The 23,196-nt window shown below is 63.3% G+C and carries 23 protein-coding genes and 1 tRNA gene; 8 read left to right on the top strand and 16 right to left on the bottom strand.

Annotated features, from left to right (window positions below; translation table 11 throughout):
- Positions 1 to 2: 2 nt before the first annotated feature.
- The 9 genes from L6639_RS33930 to L6639_RS33890 form a co-directional block, all read right to left on the bottom strand.
- The gene (locus L6639_RS33930; RefSeq protein WP_237865964.1) at positions 3 to 1,151 is read right to left on the bottom strand and encodes an ATP-grasp domain-containing protein; all 1,149 of its coding nucleotides are present in this window, start codon (positions 1,149 to 1,151) and stop codon (positions 3 to 5) included.
- The gene (locus tag L6639_RS33925; protein WP_237865963.1) at positions 1,148 to 2,428 is read right to left on the bottom strand and encodes a F390 synthetase-related protein; all 1,281 of its coding nucleotides are present in this window, start codon (positions 2,426 to 2,428) and stop codon (positions 1,148 to 1,150) included. The genes L6639_RS33930 and L6639_RS33925 overlap by 4 nt, the downstream gene beginning before the upstream one ends.
- On the bottom strand, positions 2,428 to 3,222 hold the full coding sequence (locus L6639_RS33920; protein WP_237865962.1) for an MBL fold metallo-hydrolase: 795 nt from the start codon (positions 3,220 to 3,222) through the stop codon (positions 2,428 to 2,430). The genes L6639_RS33925 and L6639_RS33920 overlap by 1 nt, the downstream gene beginning before the upstream one ends.
- A gap of 5 nt (positions 3,223 to 3,227) precedes the next feature.
- Positions 3,228 to 4,202: an NAD-dependent epimerase/dehydratase family protein gene (locus L6639_RS33915; protein WP_237865961.1), complete on the bottom strand. Its 975-nt coding sequence runs from the start codon at positions 4,200 to 4,202 to the stop codon at positions 3,228 to 3,230.
- Positions 4,203 to 5,168: a 3-oxoacyl-ACP synthase III family protein gene (locus tag L6639_RS33910; protein WP_237865960.1), complete on the bottom strand. Its 966-nt coding sequence runs from the start codon at positions 5,166 to 5,168 to the stop codon at positions 4,203 to 4,205.
- Positions 5,169 to 5,365: 197 nt separating this feature from the next.
- Positions 5,366 to 6,151 carry a substrate-binding periplasmic protein gene (locus L6639_RS33905; protein WP_237865959.1) on the bottom strand — a complete coding sequence of 262 codons (786 nt, stop codon included), beginning with the start codon at positions 6,149 to 6,151 and terminating at the stop codon, positions 5,366 to 5,368.
- A gap of 69 nt (positions 6,152 to 6,220) precedes the next feature.
- Positions 6,221 to 8,614 (bottom strand): ATP-binding protein, encoded by a 2,394-nt coding sequence (locus tag L6639_RS33900; RefSeq protein WP_237865958.1) that lies wholly within the window; start codon positions 8,612 to 8,614, stop codon positions 6,221 to 6,223.
- 159 nt (positions 8,615 to 8,773) lie between these two features.
- A tRNA-Glu gene (locus tag L6639_RS33895) sits at positions 8,774 to 8,848 on the bottom strand.
- A 208-nt stretch (positions 8,849 to 9,056) separates the two neighbouring features.
- Positions 9,057 to 9,401, bottom strand: coding sequence for a hypothetical protein (locus L6639_RS33890; RefSeq protein WP_237865957.1), 345 nt, complete (start codon positions 9,399 to 9,401; stop codon positions 9,057 to 9,059).
- On the opposite strand from L6639_RS33890, the gene L6639_RS33885 reads away from it, so the two are divergent.
- The 3 genes from L6639_RS33885 to L6639_RS33875 all read left to right on the top strand — a co-directional run bounded on the left by L6639_RS33885 (position 9,400) and on the right by L6639_RS33875 (position 12,051).
- On the top strand, positions 9,400 to 10,407 hold the full coding sequence (locus L6639_RS33885; protein WP_237865956.1) for an RluA family pseudouridine synthase: 1,008 nt from the start codon (positions 9,400 to 9,402) through the stop codon (positions 10,405 to 10,407). The genes L6639_RS33890 and L6639_RS33885 overlap by 2 nt on opposite strands.
- A gap of 219 nt (positions 10,408 to 10,626) precedes the next feature.
- The gene (rpoH, locus tag L6639_RS33880) at positions 10,627 to 11,526 is read left to right on the top strand and encodes an RNA polymerase sigma factor RpoH (RefSeq protein WP_100178250.1); all 900 of its coding nucleotides are present in this window, start codon (positions 10,627 to 10,629) and stop codon (positions 11,524 to 11,526) included.
- 183 nt (positions 11,527 to 11,709) lie between these two features.
- Entirely contained in the window at positions 11,710 to 12,051 is a 342-nt protein-coding gene (locus L6639_RS33875) for a hypothetical protein (RefSeq protein WP_237865955.1), read from the top strand.
- Positions 12,052 to 12,061: 10 nt separating this feature from the next.
- Here the strand turns inward: L6639_RS33875 and L6639_RS33870 are convergent, their stop codons facing one another.
- The 4 genes from L6639_RS33870 to L6639_RS33855 form a co-directional block, all read right to left on the bottom strand.
- On the bottom strand, positions 12,062 to 12,682 hold the full coding sequence (locus tag L6639_RS33870; protein WP_237865954.1) for a peptidoglycan recognition protein family protein: 621 nt from the start codon (positions 12,680 to 12,682) through the stop codon (positions 12,062 to 12,064).
- A gap of 36 nt (positions 12,683 to 12,718) precedes the next feature.
- A complete protein-coding gene (locus tag L6639_RS33865; protein WP_237865953.1) occupies positions 12,719 to 13,921 on the bottom strand; it encodes a GGDEF domain-containing protein in 1,203 nt (400 codons plus the stop codon).
- Between the two features lie 589 nt (positions 13,922 to 14,510).
- A complete protein-coding gene (locus L6639_RS33860; RefSeq protein ID WP_237865952.1) occupies positions 14,511 to 15,122 on the bottom strand; it encodes a LysE family translocator in 612 nt (203 codons plus the stop codon).
- 57 nt (positions 15,123 to 15,179) lie between these two features.
- Positions 15,180 to 15,554 carry a response regulator gene (locus tag L6639_RS33855; protein WP_237865951.1) on the bottom strand — a complete coding sequence of 125 codons (375 nt, stop codon included), beginning with the start codon at positions 15,552 to 15,554 and terminating at the stop codon, positions 15,180 to 15,182.
- 125 nt (positions 15,555 to 15,679) lie between these two features.
- Here L6639_RS33855 and L6639_RS33850 point away from each other — a divergent pair, with 125 nt between their 5' ends.
- Positions 15,680 to 16,531, top strand: a complete 852-nt coding sequence (locus L6639_RS33850; RefSeq protein ID WP_237865950.1) for an SDR family NAD(P)-dependent oxidoreductase — start codon at positions 15,680 to 15,682, stop codon at positions 16,529 to 16,531.
- 130 nt (positions 16,532 to 16,661) lie between these two features.
- On the opposite strand, the gene L6639_RS33845 is transcribed toward L6639_RS33850, so the two are convergent.
- Positions 16,662 to 17,468, bottom strand: coding sequence for a lytic murein transglycosylase (locus L6639_RS33845; protein ID WP_237865949.1), 807 nt, complete (start codon positions 17,466 to 17,468; stop codon positions 16,662 to 16,664).
- Between the two features lie 384 nt (positions 17,469 to 17,852).
- On the opposite strand from L6639_RS33845, the gene L6639_RS33840 reads away from it, so the two are divergent.
- The 4 genes from L6639_RS33840 (at position 17,853) to L6639_RS33825 (ending at position 20,632) form a co-directional block, all read left to right on the top strand.
- On the top strand, positions 17,853 to 18,392 hold the full coding sequence (locus L6639_RS33840; RefSeq protein ID WP_237865948.1) for a hypothetical protein: 540 nt from the start codon (positions 17,853 to 17,855) through the stop codon (positions 18,390 to 18,392).
- Between the two features lie 111 nt (positions 18,393 to 18,503).
- Complete coding sequence (locus L6639_RS33835) at positions 18,504 to 19,442, top strand: OmpA family protein (protein WP_237865947.1); 939 nt, start codon at positions 18,504 to 18,506, stop codon at positions 19,440 to 19,442.
- Between the two features lie 132 nt (positions 19,443 to 19,574).
- Positions 19,575 to 19,949, top strand: coding sequence for a hypothetical protein (locus tag L6639_RS33830; RefSeq protein ID WP_237865946.1), 375 nt, complete (start codon positions 19,575 to 19,577; stop codon positions 19,947 to 19,949).
- 446 nt (positions 19,950 to 20,395) lie between these two features.
- Positions 20,396 to 20,632, top strand: coding sequence for a hypothetical protein (locus L6639_RS33825; protein ID WP_237865945.1), 237 nt, complete (start codon positions 20,396 to 20,398; stop codon positions 20,630 to 20,632).
- A 276-nt stretch (positions 20,633 to 20,908) separates the two neighbouring features.
- On the opposite strand, the gene L6639_RS33820 is transcribed toward L6639_RS33825, so the two are convergent.
- Positions 20,909 to 21,286: a thiol-disulfide oxidoreductase DCC family protein gene (locus L6639_RS33820; RefSeq protein WP_237865944.1), complete on the bottom strand. Its 378-nt coding sequence runs from the start codon at positions 21,284 to 21,286 to the stop codon at positions 20,909 to 20,911.
- Positions 21,287 to 21,575: 289 nt separating this feature from the next.
- A complete protein-coding gene (locus L6639_RS33815; protein ID WP_237865943.1) occupies positions 21,576 to 22,931 on the bottom strand; it encodes a hypothetical protein in 1,356 nt (451 codons plus the stop codon).
- Between the last annotated feature and the right edge of the window lie 265 nt (positions 22,932 to 23,196).

Genomic DNA, 23,196 nt, shown 5'->3' with positions numbered 1-23,196 from the left:
CCTCACGCCAGCGGCTCGCCATCCCATTCGATGTCGCGCACCGAGGCCTCGAGCAGCCCCGTGCCATTTCGCAGCGCGCGGACGGCGATCTCGCCGAGCGCGCGCAATTGGGACAACAACAGGCCGCGGTCGCCGGGCCAGACTGAGATGTCCTGCATGCCGGCGAAATCGCGTCGCCACTGTGCAAAGCCGCGATTGCGGATGGCGTCTGGCAAGCCATAGGCCAGCATGGCCAAGGGAAGCGTCATCGGCGCCGTCGACGATGCGCGTGCGTCGCGTCCTTCGAGAATGGCTTTGTCGAGACCATCTGCCGGCCCGAAATAATGCACGCCGCTCGTCGTGCGCGGATTGCATTCGATGACGTGCAGTTCGCCTTGCGCGTCGCGGCGAAAATCGAACGATATCTGTCCGGTCCAGTTCAGCCGCGCGACCAGGCCGTCAACGAATTTTCGCGCAACGGGATCAGCGACCGGCGCGAAGGCAACGCCTGCGCCTTGGCCGACGCGATAGGTCGGCTTGTAGCTTTGAAACGCCGCCAGCCGACCATTGACCGCGACGGCATAGGCGCTGATCTCCTCGCCCGGCAGATAGGCTTGCGCGACCCAGGGATCGGCCGCGGTCGGGCAAAGCGCATCGAGCGCCGCGCGCGAGGGGCGGATCAGCACGCGTGATCCGAACCGCGACCAGGCAGGCTTCAGGACCAGGCCTTCCGGCTGCGGCATAACAGACAGGTCGTCGCGCGAGCAGAGCCGCACGGTCGGCGGCGGATCGGCACCGAGCCCCATGGCGACCTCGGCGAAATCCGCCTTGTTGTGGACTTTTGCAAGCAGGTCGAAATGCGGCGCAAAAAACTTGATGTCGATGCCTCTGATGTCGCGGACCGCTGCGAGATAAAACACCTCTTCGCAAGTCGGCACGATGACGTCAGGCGCTTCGCGCGCAACCAGCGCGGCCACAGCCGCGCAATAGTCCGAAAAGCCCTGCCGTGGCGACGGCAATTGCTCATAGGCATGCTTCATCCGCGTCGCCCGCGACATCGGATAGCGGAACGTATCGGCAAGGACGACACGATGGCCGGCGTGATAAAAGATACGCGCCAGATGCAAGGCGGCCGGCGCCCGGGCTCCGGTGATGAGGATGGTCTTTCTCATGCGGCGCTCGGCTTCCAGCAATTTTCGACGCGCCGAAGCTTTGCGTCGTTGCGCGGCTGCAGGGCCTCGTGCTGCATTTCGACGACGGGCCGCGCCTCGAGCTGCGTGCATGCCACCAGCACCGCCGTGCGCACGCCCTCAGTGGCGGAAACGCCGACGTGAAGCGGCAGGACGATGTCGATCCGGTTTTCGCCCGTCTGCCGGATACGGAAATCGTCGATGCTACGGTCCGCCGCCAGCACCGCGTTGCGCAGGACATCCGGGGTCACCATGACGTCAGGCCTAGCCGCATCGCGGTTCGGCAGAACAAAGACATCGTCGCGACGGCCGATCACTTCCGCGACGGCTTGCAGGGCCGAACCACAAGGGCAGCGTCTGGAATCGAGGCGCAAGATATCGTTCATGCGATAGCGCGCCATGATCTGCGTGCGCCGCGTGAAATCGGTCACAACAGGCACAACGAGATCGGGGCTGCCAGCTACCGGTTCGAACTCGAAATGCACGACGTCTTCCGCCAGATGCAACGTGCCGCGCTCGCAGGAGACGCCGAACAGGCCTTCCGTCGCCATGTAGATTTGCCGCAAGTTCAGGCCGAAGCGGCGCTCGATCACCTCCCTATCCGGCGGGTCGAGCACTTCCGCGCTCGAAAACATCGTGCGCGGCGCAATCGCGACGTCATTCTCCGCAAACCAGCGCAACGCTTTCGGCGGAGCAACGACGACATCAGGCTTGAACGCGGCGAGCGTCTCGGCGGCCGATTGCAGGCCGAGCCTGAGATCGACGAAGCGTAGTTTCAGCAATTTCGATTCGTTCGCGGCGTCGTAAAGCCGCGACGAGCGCGGGAGCACGACGGCGACGCGGTGCTGTCGCAGCAAAGAGAGAGGAATCGCCTTGGCGACAAGGGTGCCGAGCCAGACGAAACGCTCTTGGTCAGAAACCAGGTAGAGGCCCTGATTCCCGCTGGTACCCGTGCTGCAACCGACATCGTAGCCTTTGGGCGCCTCGCCCCGATCGATCATGCTCCAGATCTGCGCTGCCATCAGACCGAGACGGTTAAAATCCTGAAAGCGCGCCATTACCTCGCGCTTGTCGACGAGAGGAAGAGCTGACAAGTCCTTGTCGCGAAAGCCGCGATAGAAGGCGACCTGCCGCGTCGCATCGTGCATGAGCCGCGCAAGGCGCGGTTGCTGCCATCGTTCGATCCTGTTGCGGCTCGTGAGCCAGCGCCGCAACAACCGCGTGCGCAGATAGGCCGAAGCGAGAGCCAGCCGCGACATCACGATATCGGCTCGTCGACGTCGTGGCAGAGATGAACTTTGCCGCCCTGCCCGGCGAACGCCCTGAGCAGGCGCTGGCTGTCGCGGCCGGCATCGCGATCGTCGAACACGATGGCACTGGAGATCCACGGTGTCTTGTCCTGCATCAGCGCCTCGCGCGTCCATGCCGCATCGGTGGCGTAGATCACGGGGCCGGTAGCCTCACGCCAAAAAACGCCGAAATGGCCGAAGGCATGCCCCGGCAGCGGCACTGCGAGATAAGAGCCATCGCCGAACAGATCATGGCCGTCGCCGAGCACGGTGCCGGTCGCCACGCGCGCCAACCCTTCGACCGGGATCAATCGCTGCGTGATGTCGGGCGGGATCAACTCCTTGAAGATCCCGTTGTGCAAGGCGGCGGCCGTACTCATGCCCATGACGGCGCGTGCCGTCGCGCCCCAGGCGGTGAACGCGGCGTTCGCGAACAACCGAAGGCTCGACACGTGATCGGCATGAAAATGCGTGACGATGACATGGCGGATATCGGCCGGCGCGACGCCGAGATTGCGCAACGTCGTCTCCACGGCCTCATCGGCATTCAGTTGCGGGCGGAGTACCGCGCTATAGAGCCGCAACGCGGCACTGCGCGACCCCTGCGTCACCTCAGGTCCAACGCCGGTATCGACCAGGCAGAGCCCGCGCTCACCGAGATCGATCACGCCGTAGCGCACGGTCAGCCGCGCGCGCCTCAAGCCGGCGCCGCGCTTGACGAGACCGGCGAAGACATCGATATGCGCGCTGTTGAACAGCTTCATGCTGTCTACTCTCCTCCGAACGTCCGGCGCAGACCCTCGGCGAAATCGACGGTCGGTGTCCAGCCGAGATCCTTGCGGATGGCCGACAGATCGAGCGTCTGACTGAAGGCAAGCAGTCCCGCCGAATAGGCCGTCACGACAGGTTCGACCTGCGGTCGGAACAGCTTGTGGAAGCCCTCGATCGCGCGGATGGCGGTGAGCGCGACCGGCCAGGACAGCTCGCGCCAGCGCACATCGACGCCTGCGAGCGCAGCGCTGCGGGTAATGATGTCGCGGATCGAAACCGCCTCACCGCCGGAAACATTGTAGATCGCGCCTGACGCCTTGTCCTTGACATCGAGAATGCAGGCGATCGCAGCCACGACATCGTCGACATGAGTGAGATCGATTACCGCGCGCCCACCGTTGAAGGACGGCAACGGCCTGCGTTTTGCTGCGCGCAGGAGGCGGGGCAGCAACGCCTTGTCGCCCGCCCCGTAGATCCCGCGCGGACGGACGATGGTCCAGGACAGATCGGACGTGGAGCGAACCAGCTGCTCAGCGGCAGCCTTGCTCCAGGCATAATGATTGATGGGTGCAGGGAGGGCAGATCCCTCGCTGACACCAAGCCCGTCACGAAAACGGAAGTAGACGCTGGACGATGAGACATAGACGACATGCGCCGCGCGCCATTTTTGCGCCTGCGCCAGCAGATTGGCCGTTGCCGTGACATTGTTGCGCTCGAAATCACGCCGCGGTCCCCAATTCGACGATAGGCCGGCGCAATGAACGATTGCGTCGACATCCCCGAGCTCGAGCGCGGACAATGATGCAGCATCGGCGAGATCGCAGGTCTCTACGGTGATCCGCTCGCCGCGCAGAACGTCCCGTAGCGAGTCGGACCGGCCGAGCGCGATCACCTCACGGCCGCGCGCAGCCAGATGGCAAGCCACGCGACGGCCGAGGAACCCACCCGCTCCGGTCACCAATATTCGCGACATCTAGATCTCGATCGCAATGCCGCCGAACGACACGCCGGCGGAGGTGCCGAGCATGATGATGCGCGATCCCCTGATGATGCGTTGCCGCTGCCGCGCAACATGCAGCGCAGTCGGGATCGACGCGGCCACCTGATTGCCATGGGTGGCGACGATATCGATGACCTTGTCGCGCGGAAAGCCGCAGCGTTTGACGAGGTGGGCTAGCGCAAACGGGCTGGCCTGATGCGGCACGACGAGATCGACGCTCTCCCGTGTCCAGCCCGCACTCTCGAGTAGCTGGTCGACGAAGCCGGGAAACTTGGCCGCGGTCAGCTTGAACAACTCGCGGCCGTTCATCTGGAAGAAGCGCCCCGCCGCAAAGCGCTCCGGCTCGCGCGCGAAGTCGATCCCCGTCCCGCCCGATGCCAGCGAGCAGACCTCGTAGCCTTCGTGATGAACCTCGAACCTGACGGCCCTGACATGGCTTGCCTCGCCCTGATCGGGCCGGACCAGCACGGCGGCCGCGGCGCCATCGCCGAACAATCCGGCGGTGACCGGATCGGTCTGCCACGGCAACGCCCGCGAGGCCATCTCGGACGAGACGACCAGGGCACAGCGATAGCGCCCGGTAGCGATCATCAGCGTCGCCATGTCGAAGCCGGACAGGAAGCTGAGGCAGGTCGAGTTCACGTCGAGCGTCGAACAGGCACCAGATGGAATGCCGAGATGCCGCGCGATCAGCGGTGCGGTAATGGGAATGGAATATTTGGGAACGGCGCTGGCGAAGATCAGGAGGTCGATCGCAGACGGCGCGATACCGGCTTCGCCGAGCGCGACCCGGGCAGCACTGGCCGCGAGCTCGTCCTGCGTCTCGGCCTCGCAAACGAACCGCTCCCTGACGCCGCAATTCGCCTCGAGCCATCCGTCCGGCTTTCCCAGCTCGCAATCAAGGGCGGCCGAGCTGACTTTTTGACTGGGAAGGCTCATCCCCGTTCCGCGCAAGCTGAACGCAATCGGCGTCATGGCCCCTCTGATTCCCGTGGAAAGCGCCTTAAACTACCGGATGCGCACGGCGGTTGCCACGCGAGAAAGGCCGATCGCGCGGGTTTGCGCATGATCGCAGCCACGCAGCCGTTATCATTCTGAGGCGACGACCATCCAAGCGATCAAATGACTCTCTGCCATCACTTCTCGCGCGCTTCCTGCTTGTACCGTTCCAGCAGGCCCTCCGCCTTCATCTCCTGCAGAACGGCAGCCAGGCGGGGCGCGAGGTCGGCATTGGTCTTGTACAGATATGGATAGAGCACGACCCGGTCGCCGATCGTCAGCAGCGGCCGCACCGAGGTGACGCCCTTGAATTCGGGCGAATACAGGGCGCTCTGGAGCGCGGCATCGATCTCGCAAAAAAAATCGACGCGGCCGCTTAGCAGCATGCGCAACCCGTCATATTCGGTCGCGATGCTGGTCAGGCGCGTCTCCGGCACCAGGGACGAGAGCGAGCGCTGGCACAGCTCGACGCCGCGTCGATAGACGCCGATCCAGTTCGTCGCGGTCAGATCCTCCAAACGCGGCAAGGTCAGCGCCGGATTGCTGGCCCAGATTGCAAACCTCACCTCGTAGATCGACTCGTCGACCCGCACTTGGTCGGGGTGCGTCTCCCCGTAGGCGGGAACGCGCATGAACTGCCCGTCAACGGCGCCGGAATCGACCATCGCGCTCACCCGCTGCGTCGGCATCAGCTCGACCTCGAGCGGAACGCCGAGCCGCCTGAACGCCTCCTGGTAGGCAAGCCGCTGCCATTTGCCTTCGTATGTGGTTTCCGGCTGGTCCGTCACCATCACGAACGGACGCAATGGCTCCGCGCGGAGAGGATGAGGCAACACCGCCAGCAGCAGGAGAGCCGCGAACAGGAAACACGATCCGCAGTTCCGCAAGCCGCCCTCGGATGCATAGGAATGAGAGGATGACATGAAGCGCTCTCGCAAATTCGGTACTTGGCCTCGCAGGCATTCAAAGGATCTTGCTCAAGATCTTGCGCATCATTTTGCCGAGAGGACCTCACGGATCATCTGCGCGAGGTCCGCCCTTCGGTATGGCTTGCGCAGCAGGGCGACGCCGGTGTCGAGGCGTCCGTCATGGACGAACTCATCGGTGTAGCCCGATGTGTAGAGCACTTTCATCCCCGGGCGACTCTCGAGCACGGCTTCGGCCAGTTCGCGCCCGTTCATTCCGCCCGGCATGACCACGTCGGTGAACAGAAGATCGAACTCGGCGCCCTGGTCGACCAGCGCCAACGCCGCCTCCGCGTCGCTGGCGATCAGGGTCTTGTAGCCGAGGCCGCCGAGCTGGGCGATCACATAGCCTTGCACCAGCGGATCATCCTCGACCACCAGGATGGTTTCCTGGCCGCCGATCGCAGCGATGGCCGGAGCGGATGCCGATTTCACCGGGGCCCGGATCTCCGAGCGTGGCAGATAAAGCCTGACCACGGTGCCCCGCCCCTGTTCGCTTTCGATCTTCACGGCGCCGCCGGTCTGCCTGGCAAACCCGTAGACCATCGCGAGCCCCAGCCCGGTGCCGCGGCCGACCCCTTTGGTCGTGAAGAAAGGCTCGAACACCCGATCGATGATATCGGGTGGAATTCCCTGGCCGGTGTCGGTGATCGCGATCATCACGAAATCTCCGGCGCGCACCCCGTCATCGAACGCAGCGGCGTCGTCGATGACCACATTGGCGCTTTCGAGCACCAGCTTGCCGCCGCCGGGCATGGCATCCCTTGCATTGATCGCGAGATTGACGATCGCCGCCGAAAGCTGCGACGGGTCGGCCAGCGCAGACCACGCATCGCTCGCGAGCAACGTGTCGATCTCGATGTGCTCACCGAGCATCGGCTTGAGCAGCTTGCAGACGTCGAGCACCAGTTCATTGATGTCGACCTCGCGCGGCTGCAACGGCTGGCGGCGCGCGAAGGTCAGAAGCTGCGATGTGATCTCGGCGCCGCGCACGGCCGCCTCGTCGATGAGGTGGGCGATCGCGGCGAGTTCAGGCCGGTCGGCCACGCCTTCCTGGATGATCTCGATGGTACCGGTGATGACCGTCAGGACATTGTTGAAGTCATGAGCGACACCGCCGGTGAGCTGGCCGATCGCGTCCATCTTCTGGGACTGGCGCAACCTCTCGGTGGTCTCGTGCTGCTCGGTGAGGTCGGTGCCGGTGCCGCGATATCCGAGGAAGCGACCGTCGGGTGCGAATACGGGTCGCCCGCTGATGCTGACATGGCGCAGCCGACCAGCCAGATCGCGCCTTGTGTACTCGAAATTGCGGAACGGCTCGTGGCGTTCCAGCACCGCCTCATGCTCGCGCCATTTCTCCGGCTCGGCGCCGCTGTTGATCGCGGTGTCGATGCGGCTCGTGCCGATCAACGCGGCTCGATCGATCCCGAAGGCATCCAGTCTTTCCGAAATATAGGTGAAATGATGATCCGGTCCGGTTTCCCAGAACCAGTCCGATGCCGTCTCCGCGTAATCGCGAAAGCGCTGCTCGCTCAACTGGGCGTCCTGCTCGGCCTTCTGGCGCACAAAGAGGTCCTGCTGAAGCTGCGCGTTCACTTGCTGCAGATCGCCATAAGCGCGCTGCAAATTGGCGCACAACTCATTGAATGCATCCGCGACCTGGTCGAGCTCGTCGGGCTTGTCGGGACCCCTCCTGCTCAGCTGCAACGGCGGCGGCGGCCGTGCAAGATTGTAGCTTCCGACAAAGGCGGCAATGGTGACGAGGTGACGGGTGACGAGGACGTGAAAGATGTAGAGGATGAAGAGCGAGACAAGAAACGTCTTGGCCGCCTGGCTCGCGAGGATGACGAGCGTCCGGTTCAGCAGATGCTGGTAGACCTCGGTGAGCGTCGCTTCGACATAAAGGATCCCGATCGGACGCTTGGTGCCGCGAACCATGTAATCGAGCGGATAATCGCGGGCGATGCTGGCGCGCGCGCTGCGGTCGCCGACGGAGATGTGGATCGGATCCGGACGATCGATGACCTCGCGGATCTCGACCGCGCGGATACCGGGCAGGCGCTGGATGCCGTTGAGCTGAAGCTGGAGCTGGTGCTGGTCAAGCGCCCAAAGGCTCTCGCCCAGGCTCGCAAGGTAGCTTCGGCCGATCTCGTCGAGACGCGTCTCGATGACACCGACCTCGTGATCGTAGTCGAGGTAAAGTTGAAGCGCGGTCAGCGTCAGCGTGACGAGCGAGCTGAACAGCAGCACGGCGGCCAGCAGGCGGAAACCGATACCGCTGCGGAGTCTGTCGAGGATCTCGGCCGCGCGGAAGCCAAGCGAGTCAGATGCGAGCGACGATCCGATGGCCTGCAAATCCCCCTTCGCGGCAACGGGCTCAATGACGTAGCGACCATTGAGATCATTTTCGCCCTTGTCCAAGTACCATTCCCCCCGAAACATGGACGGAAACCGCGGAGCGCAATCTGCGCCTCGGGATTCGGTGTGGCAAGTCAACGATCAGCGGAGTGTGAAATCAACCAGGTCTCATCGGAAACCCGCGCACCCGAACGGCAATTTGACCGTGCAATATGGTGCGAATGGCGCTCCCTAGGGGAATCGAACCCCTGTTTCAGCCTTGAGAGGGCCGCGTCCTAACCGCTAGACGAAGGGAGCGTGAGGGAGAGGACATAGCCGCGAATTTTGCCTACGGCAAGGTGAGATTGCGGGTTTCAAATGTCTCCGCAGCGTCGTCCTGGCGAAAGCCAGGACCCATCACCCAGGGGACAATTGTGACGCGCAGGGTTAACTCCTAGTCTCCGCAACTATGCCCGCCTGTGGTTATCGGTCCTGGCTTTCGCCAGGACGACCGCGGAGGCCGGCCCTACGGCTCATTGGCAAATTTCAGCTTTCCGGCCGGCCTAAGGGTGTGGGCGTCGAAGGTGCGGATCTCGGTGACCCCGCCGATATCCAGGGTCACCACGAGGCGATCGCCGGCAACGCCCGTGGAGACGATCTTGGCGCCTTTCGGCAAGGTCGCGATGACGTCGCCCGTGGGCTCGGGCGCTCTTCCCTCCGACTTGAAAAGGCGGTAGCCCACCGCGATCAGGACGGCGCAGACAGCCAGCGCCGTGGTCAACCCCGCGATCAGCATCATCCGTCGCACCCGCGCGAACAGCGCGGCCTGCTCGGGGGTCGGTTCGGGAACAGCGGTATCAGACGTCGTCATGGAAAGCTCAGGTTCAGCGCAGAGGTTGGAAGTCGTGGTCGAAGGCGACGAGGGCTCGGCCCGGCTCGACCGCGTGCTGGCGTCGCGCCTGCCGGAGCTGTCGCGGTCAAGGCTGAAAGCCCTGATTCTGGCGGGCGCGGTGAGCCTCAAGGACGCCGAGATCCGCGACCCCGCTTATCACGTCGCCTCAGGCGATACGATCAGAATCGACGTGCCGGAGGCGGCCCCGCCCGAGCCCAAGGGCGAGGATATCGCGCTGGATATCGTGTTCGAGGACGACGACATCATCGTCATCAACAAGCCCAAAGGCCTGGTTGTGCACCCCGCGGCCGGGCACGAGACCGGGACGCTGGTCAACGCGCTGATTGCCCATTGCGGCAACTCGCTGTCGGGCATCGGCGGAGTGCGCCGGCCCGGCATCGTGCACCGGCTCGACAAGGACACGACCGGGCTGATGGTGGTCGCCAAGAACGACCTCGCGCACGCCTCGCTTACCGCCCAATTCGCCGATCACGGCCGCACCGGACCGATGCGGCGCGGTTATATGGCCTTCGCCTGGGGGCTGCCGGGCCGGCATCGCGGCACAGTCGATGCGCCGATCGACCGCCATCCGCATGCGCGGGAAAAGATGGCCGTGCGCCAGGGCGGCCGCGAGGCGGTCACGCATTGGGAGCTGCTGGAGAGCTTTAACGGGCGCGACGGCAAGCCGGTGGCCTCCCTGCTCGCCTGCGAGCTCGAGACCGGGCGCACCCACCAGATCCGCGTCCACCTCGCCCATATCGGCCACCCCCTGATGGGGGATGCGGTCTATGGCCCCCATTTCAAGACCAAAGCGAACCAGCTCGGGCCCGACTCGCAGGCCGCTTTGACGGCCCTTGGGCGGCAGGCTCTGCATGCCTATTTGCTGGTATTGGAGCACCCTAGGACCGGAGAACTTCTTCACTGGGAGGCGGGTCTGCCGGAGGATTTGCTTCTCCTTGAGAGCGCTCTGAAAGCGGCGCTATGACGCAGGGGCTTTGAGAAAGGCCTTACCTTACAAAAAGTTATAGCTGCCACACGGGGACGTGACGTCAGCAATCCTTCCCTTTTTGACCCCCGATGGGGTATATTGCGCCTGCGTTGGAAGTGACCAACGTGGAACATCGCAGCTACGGCCGGCTTTAACCAAGCGGTCGTCTGCCTGGCCCGCCGCTATCGGGGGCCTGAACCTTTGGAGGGGCTAACCATGGCCCGTACCGCTGCTCTGCCGGTCCTCAATGGAGAATCCGGCCTATCTCGCTACCTCGCCGAGATCCGCAAGTTCCCGATGCTGGAACCCCAGCAGGAATACATGCTCGCCAAGCGTTGGCGCGAGCATGACGATCGCGACGCGGCGCATCAACTCGTCACCAGCCATCTCCGGCTCGTCGCCAAGATCGCCATGGGCTATCGCGGCTACGGCTTGCCGATCTCCGAGGTCGTCTCGGAAGGCAACGTCGGCCTGATGCAGGCGGTGAAGCGTTTCGAGCCCGAGAAGGGCTTCCGTCTCGCCACCTACGCGATGTGGTGGATCAAGGCGTCGATTCAAGAGTACATCCTGCGTTCCTGGTCGCTCGTGAAGATGGGCACCACCGCGAACCAGAAGAAGCTGTTCTTCAACCTGCGCAAGGCGAAGAGCAAGATCAACGCGCTGGACGAGGGCGATCTCCGCCCCGATCAGGTGAAGATCATTGCCAAGCGCCTCGGCGTCACCGATCAGGACGTGATCGACATGAACCGCCGCCTCGGTGGCGATGCGTCGCTCAACGCACCGATCCGGGACGACGGCGAAGCCGGCGAATGGCAGGACTGGCTGGTCGACAATACGCCCAACCAGGAAGCCATGATGGCGGAGCACGAGGAATATGATCACCGCCGTGACGCGCTGAATGGCGCCATGGGCGTGCTCAACCCGCGCGAACGCCGCATCTTCGAGGCGCGCCGCCTCGCCGATGAGCCGATGACGCTGGAAGACCTTGCCGCCGAGTTCGGCGTGTCGCGCGAGCGCGTCCGCCAGATCGAGGTCCGCGCCTTCGAGAAGGTGCAGTCCGCGGTCAAGGGCACGATCGCAAGGGCCGAACAGGCCGCGCTGGAAGCCGCGCACTAAGCGCGGCTTTTCGCGGTCCGCGAATTGGCGGATCGACAAGACACCAAAAGCCGGCGGCAACGCCGGCTTTTTTGTTGTGTAAGCCGCAGCATGGTTGCGAGAGATGCCGGCGCGACATCTTGAACGCCTGTGACGGGTCAAGCGACCAAAGATGATTGGACAATCAGAAAACGGACACGCACCGTGTCAATCATCCTGCAATCCACCGTCGGCGGCTTCTCGGCCCAGTTCATGCGCAAGCTGCCGCAGGTCGAGCAGGCCATGCGCGACCACGGGCTCGATCCCAGCGAGTTCGTCATCTCCAAGGACTATGCCTCGACCGCGACGATCCCGATCATGGGTCCGTTCTTCTTCAATTACAGCGTCTACTTCGGCGAGGAGGAATTCACCGTCACCGAGCCGAACGACATGGTGTTTCTGGATTTCTTCCTCAACCGCGTGCTGGCCGCGGACGGCCCGCCCGAATTGCCTGAGCGGCCGGGATTGATCCGGCGGCTGTTCGGCTGGATGTCGCAGCCGGTGTAGGCCGCGCTCGTCACTCCCCCCAAATCCTTGCCAGCGTCGCGAGCCAGCAGCCTTCGCAATAGCGGGCATCCTTGAAGTCGATCCAGTTATGGGCATAGACGTGATCGAGCGGGATGCCGTAGCGCGCGCGCAGGACCTGGACCAGGATCTTCCAGGCCGCGACCTGCGCTTCGGTCGGACCGATCGTGACATCGGGATAGTTGCCGGCGAATTCGACGCCGATCGAATTGTCGCGCACGACCTGATGATAGGTCGTGCTGTTGTCGACGTATTTGTTGTCGTTGCGGTTGGCGCCGTCGGTATGGGTCGGCACCAGATTGTCCGCGACCGACCAGTAAACCGTACCGTCGGTCTCGACCCAGACCATCACGCCGCGCCGGGTGGGATTCTTGAACTGCTCCTGCGCGCCACCGCGCGCCGAGCCCGTCGGCCCTTCGGTCTGGTGCACGATGATGTTGCGCCAGGCATGGGCGCTCGCGACATCGCCCCACGGTGCCAGCCAGACGATCTTCAGGCCGGGAATATCGGGCGTGCCAGTGCTGCGCGCGAGCCTTGCGAGCTCGGCATCCATGGCGGCGGCGGGGACGATCAGGAGTGCGGCGAGAACCGCTGCAACGAGGCGAGATATCATCACAGGATCCAACAACGGACCCCAGCGTAGCAGGATCTACGCGAATTTGCGCGCGGGTTCGATCGGCTCGGGCGAGAGCGGCGGGGCCTGATCATAGATCGCAAAATCGTTCTTGCCGTTCTTCTTGGCGGCATAGAGGGCATGGTCGGCGTGGGCGATCAGCCTGTCGGGGAATTGGCCGACGCCGCGATCCCATTCCGCAACGCCGATCGAGATCGCGATCGGGATGTCGTTGCCGGAACAACCGGCGGCATCCTGACGGCAGACCTCAAGGATGCGGCGAGCAATCAGTGCGCCCTCGCGCAAGGACGAGGACGGCAGCACGACACAGAACTCGTCACCACCGGTCCGGGCAAGCATATCGCCCGGCCGCAAGCGCGTCTGCGCCATCAGGGTGAAGTGCTGGAGGCAGGCGTCACCTGCGGCGTGGCCATAGGTGTCGTTGATGGTCTTGAAGCCGTCGAGATCGATCACCAGCAGCGAGAACGGCTCGCCGCTGCGCTCCGAACGGGCGCATTCCTCGGACAGCCGCTGCAACAAATGGCGGCGGTTGGCGACGCCGGTAAGATCGTCAAGCAGCGCAAGGTCGGCGACCTCGTTGCGGAGGCGATCCATCGCCATCAGCAGGAAGCCGAAATTGAGTGTCATCGACAGAAATAGAAGCCCGAGCAACATGACCCCATGGGCCTGAGTGCCGGCTATCGCCGAAAAGTCGCCGCCGAGCGAATTGCCGACCGCGCGTGCCACGAAGACAGCGATGATGATGAGGATGACGATGCCGGACAGCCGCGCGCCGGGGCTGACGCGGCCTTCCGGCGGCGACAGCAACAGACGCAGCGACAACACCAGCGGCAGGCCCTGGCCGATCGTGTAGCTCAGCATACGCAGCTGCAGCTGGTTGAAGCCGATCTTGAACAGCACGACACCGGCGACGCTGACAACTGCCGTCCCGACCATGAGGCGCAGATGGACCGGGCGATCATAGAAGCGCTGAATGCCCATCGCCGAGAAGCAACTCGCCGCAATGATGCCGGCGCCCGCGAACAGAAGTGGAATTGGAGAATCGACAAACAGGTGGATCAGGGCCGTCATCGCGCCGAAAGCCCCGAGGAAAGCTGACGCCATCCAGTAGCGCGCGGCTTCGAATTTCGGATACGAACGCGTCACGTAGGCCCAGATCAGGCCCAGCGCCAGGAAGTTGACGACGAAGACCGTCCAAAGCGTCGGTACGTTCAGCATGGCGTCCGCGATACGCGCAGCGTCCCGCCCCCTGTCCCCTGCAGAAGTTCGTCCATGACCCCGTCCCCGTGTTCTTGCGGAAGATCATGCGCGGGTTGCACTTAACGGAACCTCACTGCGATCTTCGAAAGCGCGCCCTTGGTTTTGGATTCATGAACGCCGCGTCTCGGTTATCGGATCGTTAGGCACGCCGCCGGCGTCGATGCGCGATCGCGTCGGAGCCGACCGCGAGGCGGATTCGCGGGCCAAAATCACCTGAAAATGCATCTGGGCTGTGGATAACGTAATGACACAGATGTGACAGCGCGGGGCATGGACGCGCGAATCTGCTGAGTTTGTCATCGAGGATGTTGCGAGGCTGGCCCTCCGCCGAGCGATCCTCGTGTCGCGTTTCACCATTAACCCCTAAGAGGATCCTATGGCTAAGAAAGCGAAGAAGGCGAAGAAGGCGACGAAGAAAAAGGCCAAGAAGGCCGCGAAGAAGAAGTAGCGCGGATGTTCTTTGCCCGGGTGGAGCACGCTCCGCCCGGGCGTCGGTAAGGCTAAGAGAGTTTGAAGATGGCGGGCGCGAGGCCCGCTTTTTTATTGCCTAACGCTCGGCGAAGGCCAGCTTGGCACCCAGCAGGGCGAAGCCCGCCGCAAAGGAGCGGCGCAGCCAGGCCATCACGCCGGGACGGGAGATGACGCGCTCGCGCACGGAGGCGGCGCAGAGGCCGTAGATGACGAACACCACAAAGGTCATCGCCATGAAGGCGCCGCTCAATTCCAGCATCCGCCCCAGCACATGCGCCTCGTCCACCGCGATGAACTGCGGCAGGAAGGCGAGGAAGAAGATCGAGAGCTTTGGGTTGAGGATGTTGATCAGGAAGCCGGTGACGATGACCCGGCCGCTCGAGCGCTCCTTGATCTCGCCGTCGACCGCAAGCGCCCCCGTCTCCCGCAGCGCCTGCCAGGACATATAGAGCAGATAGGCGACGCCACACCATTTCAGCGCGGCAAAGGCGAGCGCGCTGGTATGGAGCACGGCGGCAAGCCCGAGCATCGCCGCGACCATGTGCGGCACGATCCCGAGCGTGCAGCCGAAGGCCGCCGCCACACTGGCGCGCGAGCCGCGGGTGAGTGCCGCAGCCAGGGTGTAGAGGACGCCGGTGCCGGGCGAGGCGACGACGATGAGCGAGGTGAGCAGGAAGGACCAGGACATGTCCTGTCCCTACCACCCCGCCCGCTTGCCGAGAAGTCACGACACGGTCAGCGCGCCTCAGTTCAGCTGGGCGATCTCGGCTTCGCGCAACACGTCCAGCGGCGCCCAGGGCTTGGCCCAGAATTTTGCGCCGTCGGGCAAGGCCTGCGCCAGGGGGCGGCCGGAGGTGACGACGACGTCGAGCTTCGGATTGCGATCCTTGGCGACGTGCGCCAGCTCGACGCCGTTCATGCGACCGGCCAGCTGCACGTCGGTCAGCATCAGGCAGAGCGCGCTGGCGTTCTTGTCCAGCACACGCTCGGCGGCTTCCGCACTCTCGCACTGGATGACCTGGTAGCCACTCTCCTCGAGCAGGAGACAGAGCATCTCCCGCTGCAAGGCATCGTCCTCAACGATCAACGCGGTCGCTCGATATGGCTGGGCCTGTACCATCTGGCTGCTCCAATGCTCGCATCCGCTTCGTGTCAGGTGAGTTAAGGAAGCGAGAGGCGATATGGTTCGGTTCCATACTGAAAATATGTACATTGAAGTTCCAGATTGGATCGAGGGAGCCACCCATGACTGCGATTCGCGGCGCCGCCGCCATCACCGGAGCGGCAAGCGGCATCGGCCGCGCACTTGCAATTGAACTCGCCAGCCGCGGTTGCGACCTCGCGCTCGCCGATCGCGACGAGGCCGGGCTGAAAGCGCTCGCTGCCGAGATCGGCGCACAGCGCAAGATCAGCGTGCATCGCGTCGATGTCGGCGAACCCGACGACATCGCGCAATTCGCGCGCGAGGCGATCGCTGCGCATCCCGCGCTCAACATCGTCATCAACAATGCCGGCGTGGCGCTGATGGGGACATTCGAGGAGATCGACCAGGCGCAGATGGACTGGCTGTTCGACATCAATTTCTGGGGCGTGGTGCACGGCACCCGCGCCTTTCTGCCGCATCTGAAGGCAAGGCCGGAGGCGCATATCGTCAACATCTCCTCGATCTTCGGCATCATCGCGCCGCCGGGACAATCGGCCTATGCGGCCGCCAAGTTCGCGGTGCGCGGCTTTTCCGAGAGCGTGCGGCACGAGCTTGCGGTCGCGGGCAGCCCGGTGCGGCTCTCGGTGGTTCATCCCGGCGGTGTCGCCACCTCGATCGCGCGCTCATCGCGCACCGGGGTTGGCGTCACCGACAATGCACGCCGCGCGCAGATGATCGACCGGTTCGAGAGCGCGGCGCGAACGACGCCGAAGGATGCGGCGCTGCGCATCATCAGGGGCATCGAGAAAAACGAGCCGCGCATCCTGATCGGCAACGACGCCAGGTTCATGGACATCCTGCAGCGCTTTCGCCCGGGCACCTATTGGGCGCCGTTGCAGCGGCGGCTGGAGAAGATGGCAAAGGGAGCGGCGAAGTCGTCGGGGCCGCAGTAGCGTCCCTCACACGCTGTCATGCCCCGGCTTGACCGGGGCATCCAGTACGCCGCGGCCTATCGATTCAACCACATCCGCCTCGGCGTACTGGATCGCCCGGTCAAGCCGGGCGATGACACCGAGTATGCGGTCACCGCCCCACCAGCTGATCGGCAAAATACCCGATCGTCTTGCGATAGATCACGGCCCTGTTCCACTCGCGCATCGCCTCGAAATTGGCCGAGCCTTCGTCATAGGGCTGGCCCATCTTGAAGCCGTTCGAGTGCAGGAGGTTCGCGGTCGAGGCGAGCACGTCGGCGACGCTGTGGCGGAGGTCGACATGGCCGTCGCCGTCGAAATCGACACCGTATTTGATGTAGGACGACGGCAGGAACTGGGTCTGGCCGATCTCGCCGGCATAGGCGCCGATGAGGTCGCGCAAGGGCAGGTCGCCGCGCTGCACGATCTTCAGGGCGGCGAGCAGCTCGCCCTGGAACAGCTCGGTGCGGCGGCAATCATGCGCGAGCGTCGCCAGCGTGCGGATCACCGGCAGCTTGCCCATGTCGCCCTTGCCGAAATCGCTCTCCAGGCCCCAGATCGCGACCAGGATCTGCCGCGGCACGCCGAACTGCTGCTCGATGCGCGAGAGCAGCGCGGCATGGCGCTGCAGCAATGCACGGCCGCCATTGATGCGGCCGGGGCCGACGCGGGTCGAGACGTACTGCTCGAAGCTCTTGTTGAAGGTGTAGCGCTGGCGCCGGTCGAAGGCGAGCACGGCGCCATCCTGGGTGATGCCGCCGAATGCCGCGCTGGTCACGCCCGCCGAGACGCCGGCTGCTTGCGCTTCGGCGCTCATGCTGGCGACGAAGCTGTTGAAGTCGCCGCCGCAGCGCGCGGCCTCAGCCGACCCGCCGGCCAGCGTGACAAGGAAGGCGGCGGCGAGAAGCGGTCTCAACATACGAAGGGGTCCTCTGCAGTGGCGCGAAACGGAAGGCGATCATGCCCGGGAACTGGATTCGCGTCAAAGCGACCGCGGAACCGATCATGGCTGAAGTCCGCGCCTGACAGCGCCGAACAAAAACCGAAAACAACCCCATGCACAGTAGAAGCGCCAACCGTGTATTTTGTTTTTCCGAATTACAATTGACCCGTCGGGCAAAACAGGGGTATAGTGCCAGCATCGCAGACTTCGGGCGTTGGCGGCCGCCCGCGAAGCGCCTGTCGAAAGCGAACAGCGCCAAGGCTGTCCGTTTGATCCGCATCAACATGCCTCATGCCCTCGTTCATAGACTGGAACAAACAGCAGCGTCCTGCTCAGAAGAGCAGCCCAGGAGACCAGCCCATGACCGGAATTACCCTGACCGCAGATCAGATCCGCAACGCACCCGCACCGGTGCGGCAATGGATCGAGCAGGAGGTGATCAATTCGCTCGGACTTAATTCGGCAGGACTTGCGCCGCGACCGCCTGTCGCCGCACCAGCTCAAACCGCCCATCTGGTCGCCTGCAGCGTGGACGATGTCGCCGGCGTGCTCGAGCACATCCGCGGCACCTTCCCGGCGGTGAACGTGCTGTTCGAGTTCGGCCGGCCCGGCATCACCTACGGTCAGCCTGCGGTGATGACGTTCCGCCTCATGGACATCCTGCACCACACGCGGCTGCAGCAGATCGAACAGGTCATGACCTGTCTCGAAATGATCAACCAGGCGCTGACCGTGGTCCGGAAAGACCCGTCCGCGCGGTTCTGCGGCTTCGACAATGAGGGCCATTGCCTGATCGCGCCGCAGACGCAGGCCAGCATCGCCACGCTTTGGCAGGACATGATGGCGCGTCAGCAGATGCAGCAGACCAAGCCGGACGACCGGATCGCTCCGGCGGCGTGAGGGCGCTTTTTTCGGCTATCGGCAAGCGGATGGCCGCCGGGGAGAACCGGCGGCGCGGTGCGCGCGACTAACCTCTGCGCCCCCCTTCCCTTGAACCCATAGAGAGTGCCGATGCCCGCGCCGAAACACATCCTCGGATCGCTTGTCCTTGCCGCCCTGCTCTCCCTCCAGGCCCCGGCGTCCGCCCAGACCCGCGATGTGCCGGGCGCGCGCGACTATCCCGGCATTGGCCGCTTCGCCGGCAGCGTCGCCACGGCTTACGTGGTGAAGGACTTTGACGCGACGCGGATGCAGGCGGCCGCCTTCAAGGACGGCCAGCCGACCGATGCGCGGCGGCTGGAGGGCCGCATCGTCCGTATCGCCTATCGCACCAATCCGGGCCCGTCGATCCTCGAAGTCTCCAGGAATTTCGAGACACAGCTGGCGAAGGCCGGCTTCGAGACACTGCTCGCCTGCGACACCGACGCCTGCGGCGCCATTCCCTTCACCGAAAGCATCGACACGCTGCCGGTCCCGCAGATGTGGGTCGACGGCTTCAACTACCGCTATTACGCCGGCCGCAAGACCGAGGGCGGGCGCGAGACCTGGGCCAGCGTCATCGTCAGCCAGAACAACCAGGATATCACCGCGCAGGTCACCGTCGCCGAGCTCGGGGCGATCGCGAACAAGATGGTCGATGCCGCCGCAATGGCGAAGGGTCTTGGCGAGACCGGCCACATCGCGCTCTACGGCATTTATTTCGACACCGACAAGGCGGTGCTGAAGCCGGAGAGCCGCCCGACGCTGGAGCAGATCGCAAAGCTGCTGACCAGCCAGCCGCAGCTGAGCGTCTTCATCGTCGGCCACACCGACAGTCAGGGCGCCTATGACTACAATCTCGACCTTTCGAAGCGCCGCGCCGAGGCGGTCGCCGCCGAGCTGGTGAAGAGCTTTCGCATCGCGCAGACACGGCTACGCACCGCCGGCGTCGGCTTGCTGGCACCGGTCGGCTCCAATGCGACGGAGGCCGGCCGCGCGCTGAACCGGCGCGTGGAGCTGGTGGCGCCGTAAGGGCGTTTGATGCGCATCAACATCGTGGTGCAGGCGATGTGGGATGATTAAGTTAGCGCGCCTCCCGCAGTGCGCGCGTATCATGATCATGCCATCGCCCCTCAGGTTGCGGCCAGCATGAGGCAGCCATCAATGCCCAACGACAAATCAATCCGCCCTTCCCTGCTGCGCGTCCCGCTTCTCCGCCTGCTCGCCATCAACCTTGCGATCGGCGCCTGCGCGGCCGTTCTCCTCGTCGGCGGATTGCTGTGGCTCAACCCCGGACATCTGCGCGAGCTGATCTTCGCTGATCGCGCGCCCGGCATCGGACTGGTGTTGCTGCTCGCCTCGTTCGTCATCACCTTCGGTTCCGCCGCGATGGGCAGCGCGATCATGGCGCAGGGCCGCAAGCCGGACGATGACGGAGGCGGTGGCAATGGCGGAGCCACATCGCAATTGGCCATGCAGAAGCTGCCGCGGCGCGCAGGGCCGAACATGAATGGCGCATCGCAAGGTCGGAGCAACTAACTCATGTTATTTTCATGAGCGCATTCCCTTGCATCGGTGCCAGCTCTCGTTGCGTTGCGAGAGCCTGCAAGATGAACAAACTATTTCGATAATCCAAGCATCTGCTTTTCGCGATCGCGGGAACCCGCTGATGACACCGTCTGCATATCTGATGCGCTGGCTGCGACATCATCGCTATCACGATTTGCCTTGCCATCGTGGAGCGCGAGGGATAGCCTTCTATCTCAAGTTGTCGCCCTGCCAGCCCCGGGCGACGCTGAAGACCAATAAACGGCGGGCTTATCGGCCCGCCGTTTATTGAGGTGATGGGCCGCACGCGGGCATCGGCTAGCTGCATCCCGAAAACAGGCACCACCAGCGGATACGGCCGGTATTCTGGTCGCGAAGGATGTCGACATCTGCGCGAAGTCATTTGACTGCGGCGCCCTGATCGACGACAAGCCGCCATGGCCAAGAAACCCGGAACCAACCCGAAAGGCGAATTCGCCTTCTTCAACGTCGTCTACGAAGACGGCTCCCAACGCTCCAACCGGCGCGTGCCCGCAGAGCTGCTCGGCGGCCTCGACGGCGACGAACCCGCGCGCAGCTTCATCATGGAGCAGGACCGCGAGATCGCGGAAAAGAGCGGGCGACCGCCGATGGAGATCAAGAGCCTCGATCGCGTTGGGGCGAAGAAGAAGTAGGTAGCCGCGGCTCGACGAGATTGGGCTGAACTGGTGCGGCATCGGGAGTTCACCTCTCCCTTGGGAGAGGTCGGCGCGTCCCGGGCGATGCGAAGCATCGTCCCGCGCGCCGGGTGAGGGTTTACGGTCTCACCGTGTGCTGCACCCCCTCACCCGATTTGCACTCTACGATGCTTCGCATCGCGAGGCGCAAATCGACCTCTCCCCGCTGGGGAGAGGTGTCAGAGTCCGCGGCCAATCAATTCAATCCAAAGCCACAATGCTCCAGCCAAACGCTCACCAGCGCCCGTACCATTTGTTCCAGGCAAACAGCAGATCGGCAAAACGGTCGTAGACAAACCGCGTGAACGGCAACGCCACGCGATTGCCTGATAGCGCCGCAAGCCACCCCTCGCCCGGCGTCAGCCTCCACAGTGCGATCGCGACGTCAGCACCGACAATGAGCCGGCCGGACTCGTCGGTCGCATGCAGGCGGCGCCTGATGTCGTCGAGCGAGACGCCAAATTGCGCCAGCGCATCGGGCTGCTCGTTGATGTCCTTGAAGTCGACAGCACCGCTGCGCACCAACGCCAACAGCTTGTTGCGCTGCCAGTCGATGCCGGCGTCACAGACCGGGCAGCGGGTGTTGTAGTAGACGGTGAGATGGGTAGGCATCGATGCGCCTTTCGCTCGGAAGTATAGTCCGAGAGAAAGCCAGATAGGAATTGAGCGTATCGAGCGGGTTGGGGCGAAGAAGAAACGCGTAGATCACGATACGGCCGCCGGCTTGGATGAGTCATATCGATTTCGACGAAACGAATAGCGGTCTCTTCGCTTACGGCCTGTACTCATAAAGGCGAAGATGTCAGCTTCTGAGGGCCAAGCGGAAATCTTCTGATCAGTCAGAGCATTACCGCTTGTGACCCAAAGCGGACCTGGAAAAGAATTCACCATGGCATCTTTTTTACTGGAGCAGGCTAATCTGAGTCAGGATGTGCGATTGCCAGGTCTTGAGGTTCGGGTCGTTCAAATGAGCTTTCGCCCGTTCGCGGACCTCGTCAGTCGGAGGGGGCCGCCCCGGAGAAAATTGTCGATCGAGTTGCTTTTCGAGAAGCGAGACTGTCGCTTCTCTGTTTATCGGAGCAAACACCAGATCGAGCATCACATCATCTGGGAAGGTACGCTCGTCCAGCCGCATGAAAGAGATAGCTTCGATTGCCAGCTCGATTTGAAACGGATCGTGACTGGCAAACAATCGAAGCATGCGCTCTTTCAGAAGCCGGGTTTGCGGCCGCGATGCATTTGCAGCGATCTGTAGCCAGGCCCACCTAGCGTAGCGGAACGTATTCGCGTCAATCTTCTCTTTCTGGTCGAAAAATTTCTCGATCCCGGCGAATACTTCGTCGAACGGAAAGGGGGCGTTGGGCTGCCTGAGATAGCTGACGTCCTTCCCGATGGCCCTTGCCAGGAAGGACATTCGGTCGATCGGCGCTCCGACCTTGATGGCCGGCGGCCTTTTCCAAAGCGGGAAGCGATCCAATTTGCTTTCGAAGCTGCCGTCGATATAGCGCGCCAGCAGATGGTCACGGCCGTCGATTCGTTCAAAGGACTCGTATATGCCGCCGGTAAACCCTTCAGGCGCGTCGGGCGTTAACCGGTAGCCCGGATTATTCGACCGGATGGCGCGCAGGAGGAGGCCGTCTTCGAAACCAGGGATCGACGTTTGAGTTGCGCACTTGTCTGGAAAACCGCGCAAAAGGAATTCGAGAGTGAGCTTGGCATTCTCCTTGGCAAGGCACGCGGGTCCCTCAGCCTGCGCATAGAGCGTCCAAGTACGATCCCTATCGCGGCTGCTTCTTGTCGCAAGTGTGTGATTTGATGTAGCGAGGACCTTGATGCAGGCCTCATCGCACGAACTCACATCGCCGTCGACGGCGAGAAGCGTGTGGTCCACGCCCACGGGCTCGGCGGTCCCGGATGCCAGTTTCGCGAAAGCAGCCCTCTTTTGCTCTAAAACATCGTCCTCCTGCTTTATTTCCCTTGAGTGAAAGCCATACGTTATCACCAAAGAAAGGATGGGGCCGAGGACAAGACCATACCGCGCCCTTGCGAGACCAAAAGCAGGAAGAGGAATCAGCACAATGACGAATGGCGCAGCAACAAGGACAAGACCGATTGGGTTCCCGAAGAGGAGAAGCACGGCGAAAAACTCGCCGAGCGTGCTTACGAATCTCCAAGCACCGACCAATCCCGCCGCAACAATGGCGGTGGAGATGCTGATGTCGCCAACAAACTTAATCAGCGGAAACCATCGACGCATTTTTGGGGACCCTGTAGGCCGACTCCTGCCGTCAGCCTAGACGATGTTTGCCAAGTCGATCTTAAAGACTCTAGGAGGATTGCTTTGGAGTGTTAATGCATCCTCTAGATCTTTCCTCGCAAGAGACCCTGCAAAAGACTAGAAAGCGGATCGCGGTTCAGCCGCCAAGAGCGCCCCATGTCGCCTATTGTGCAGGTTTTTGGACGCCGGCGACAAAGAGGCTCCGCACGCCGAACTGACCGGCGTCCAAAAAGCGCCAAGGCAC

It is taken from the genome of Bradyrhizobium zhengyangense, from assembly GCF_022012555.1.
GTDB lineage: Bacteria > Pseudomonadota > Alphaproteobacteria > Rhizobiales > Xanthobacteraceae > Bradyrhizobium > Bradyrhizobium zhengyangense.
This window is presented reverse-complemented; position numbering and strand designations above follow the sequence as displayed.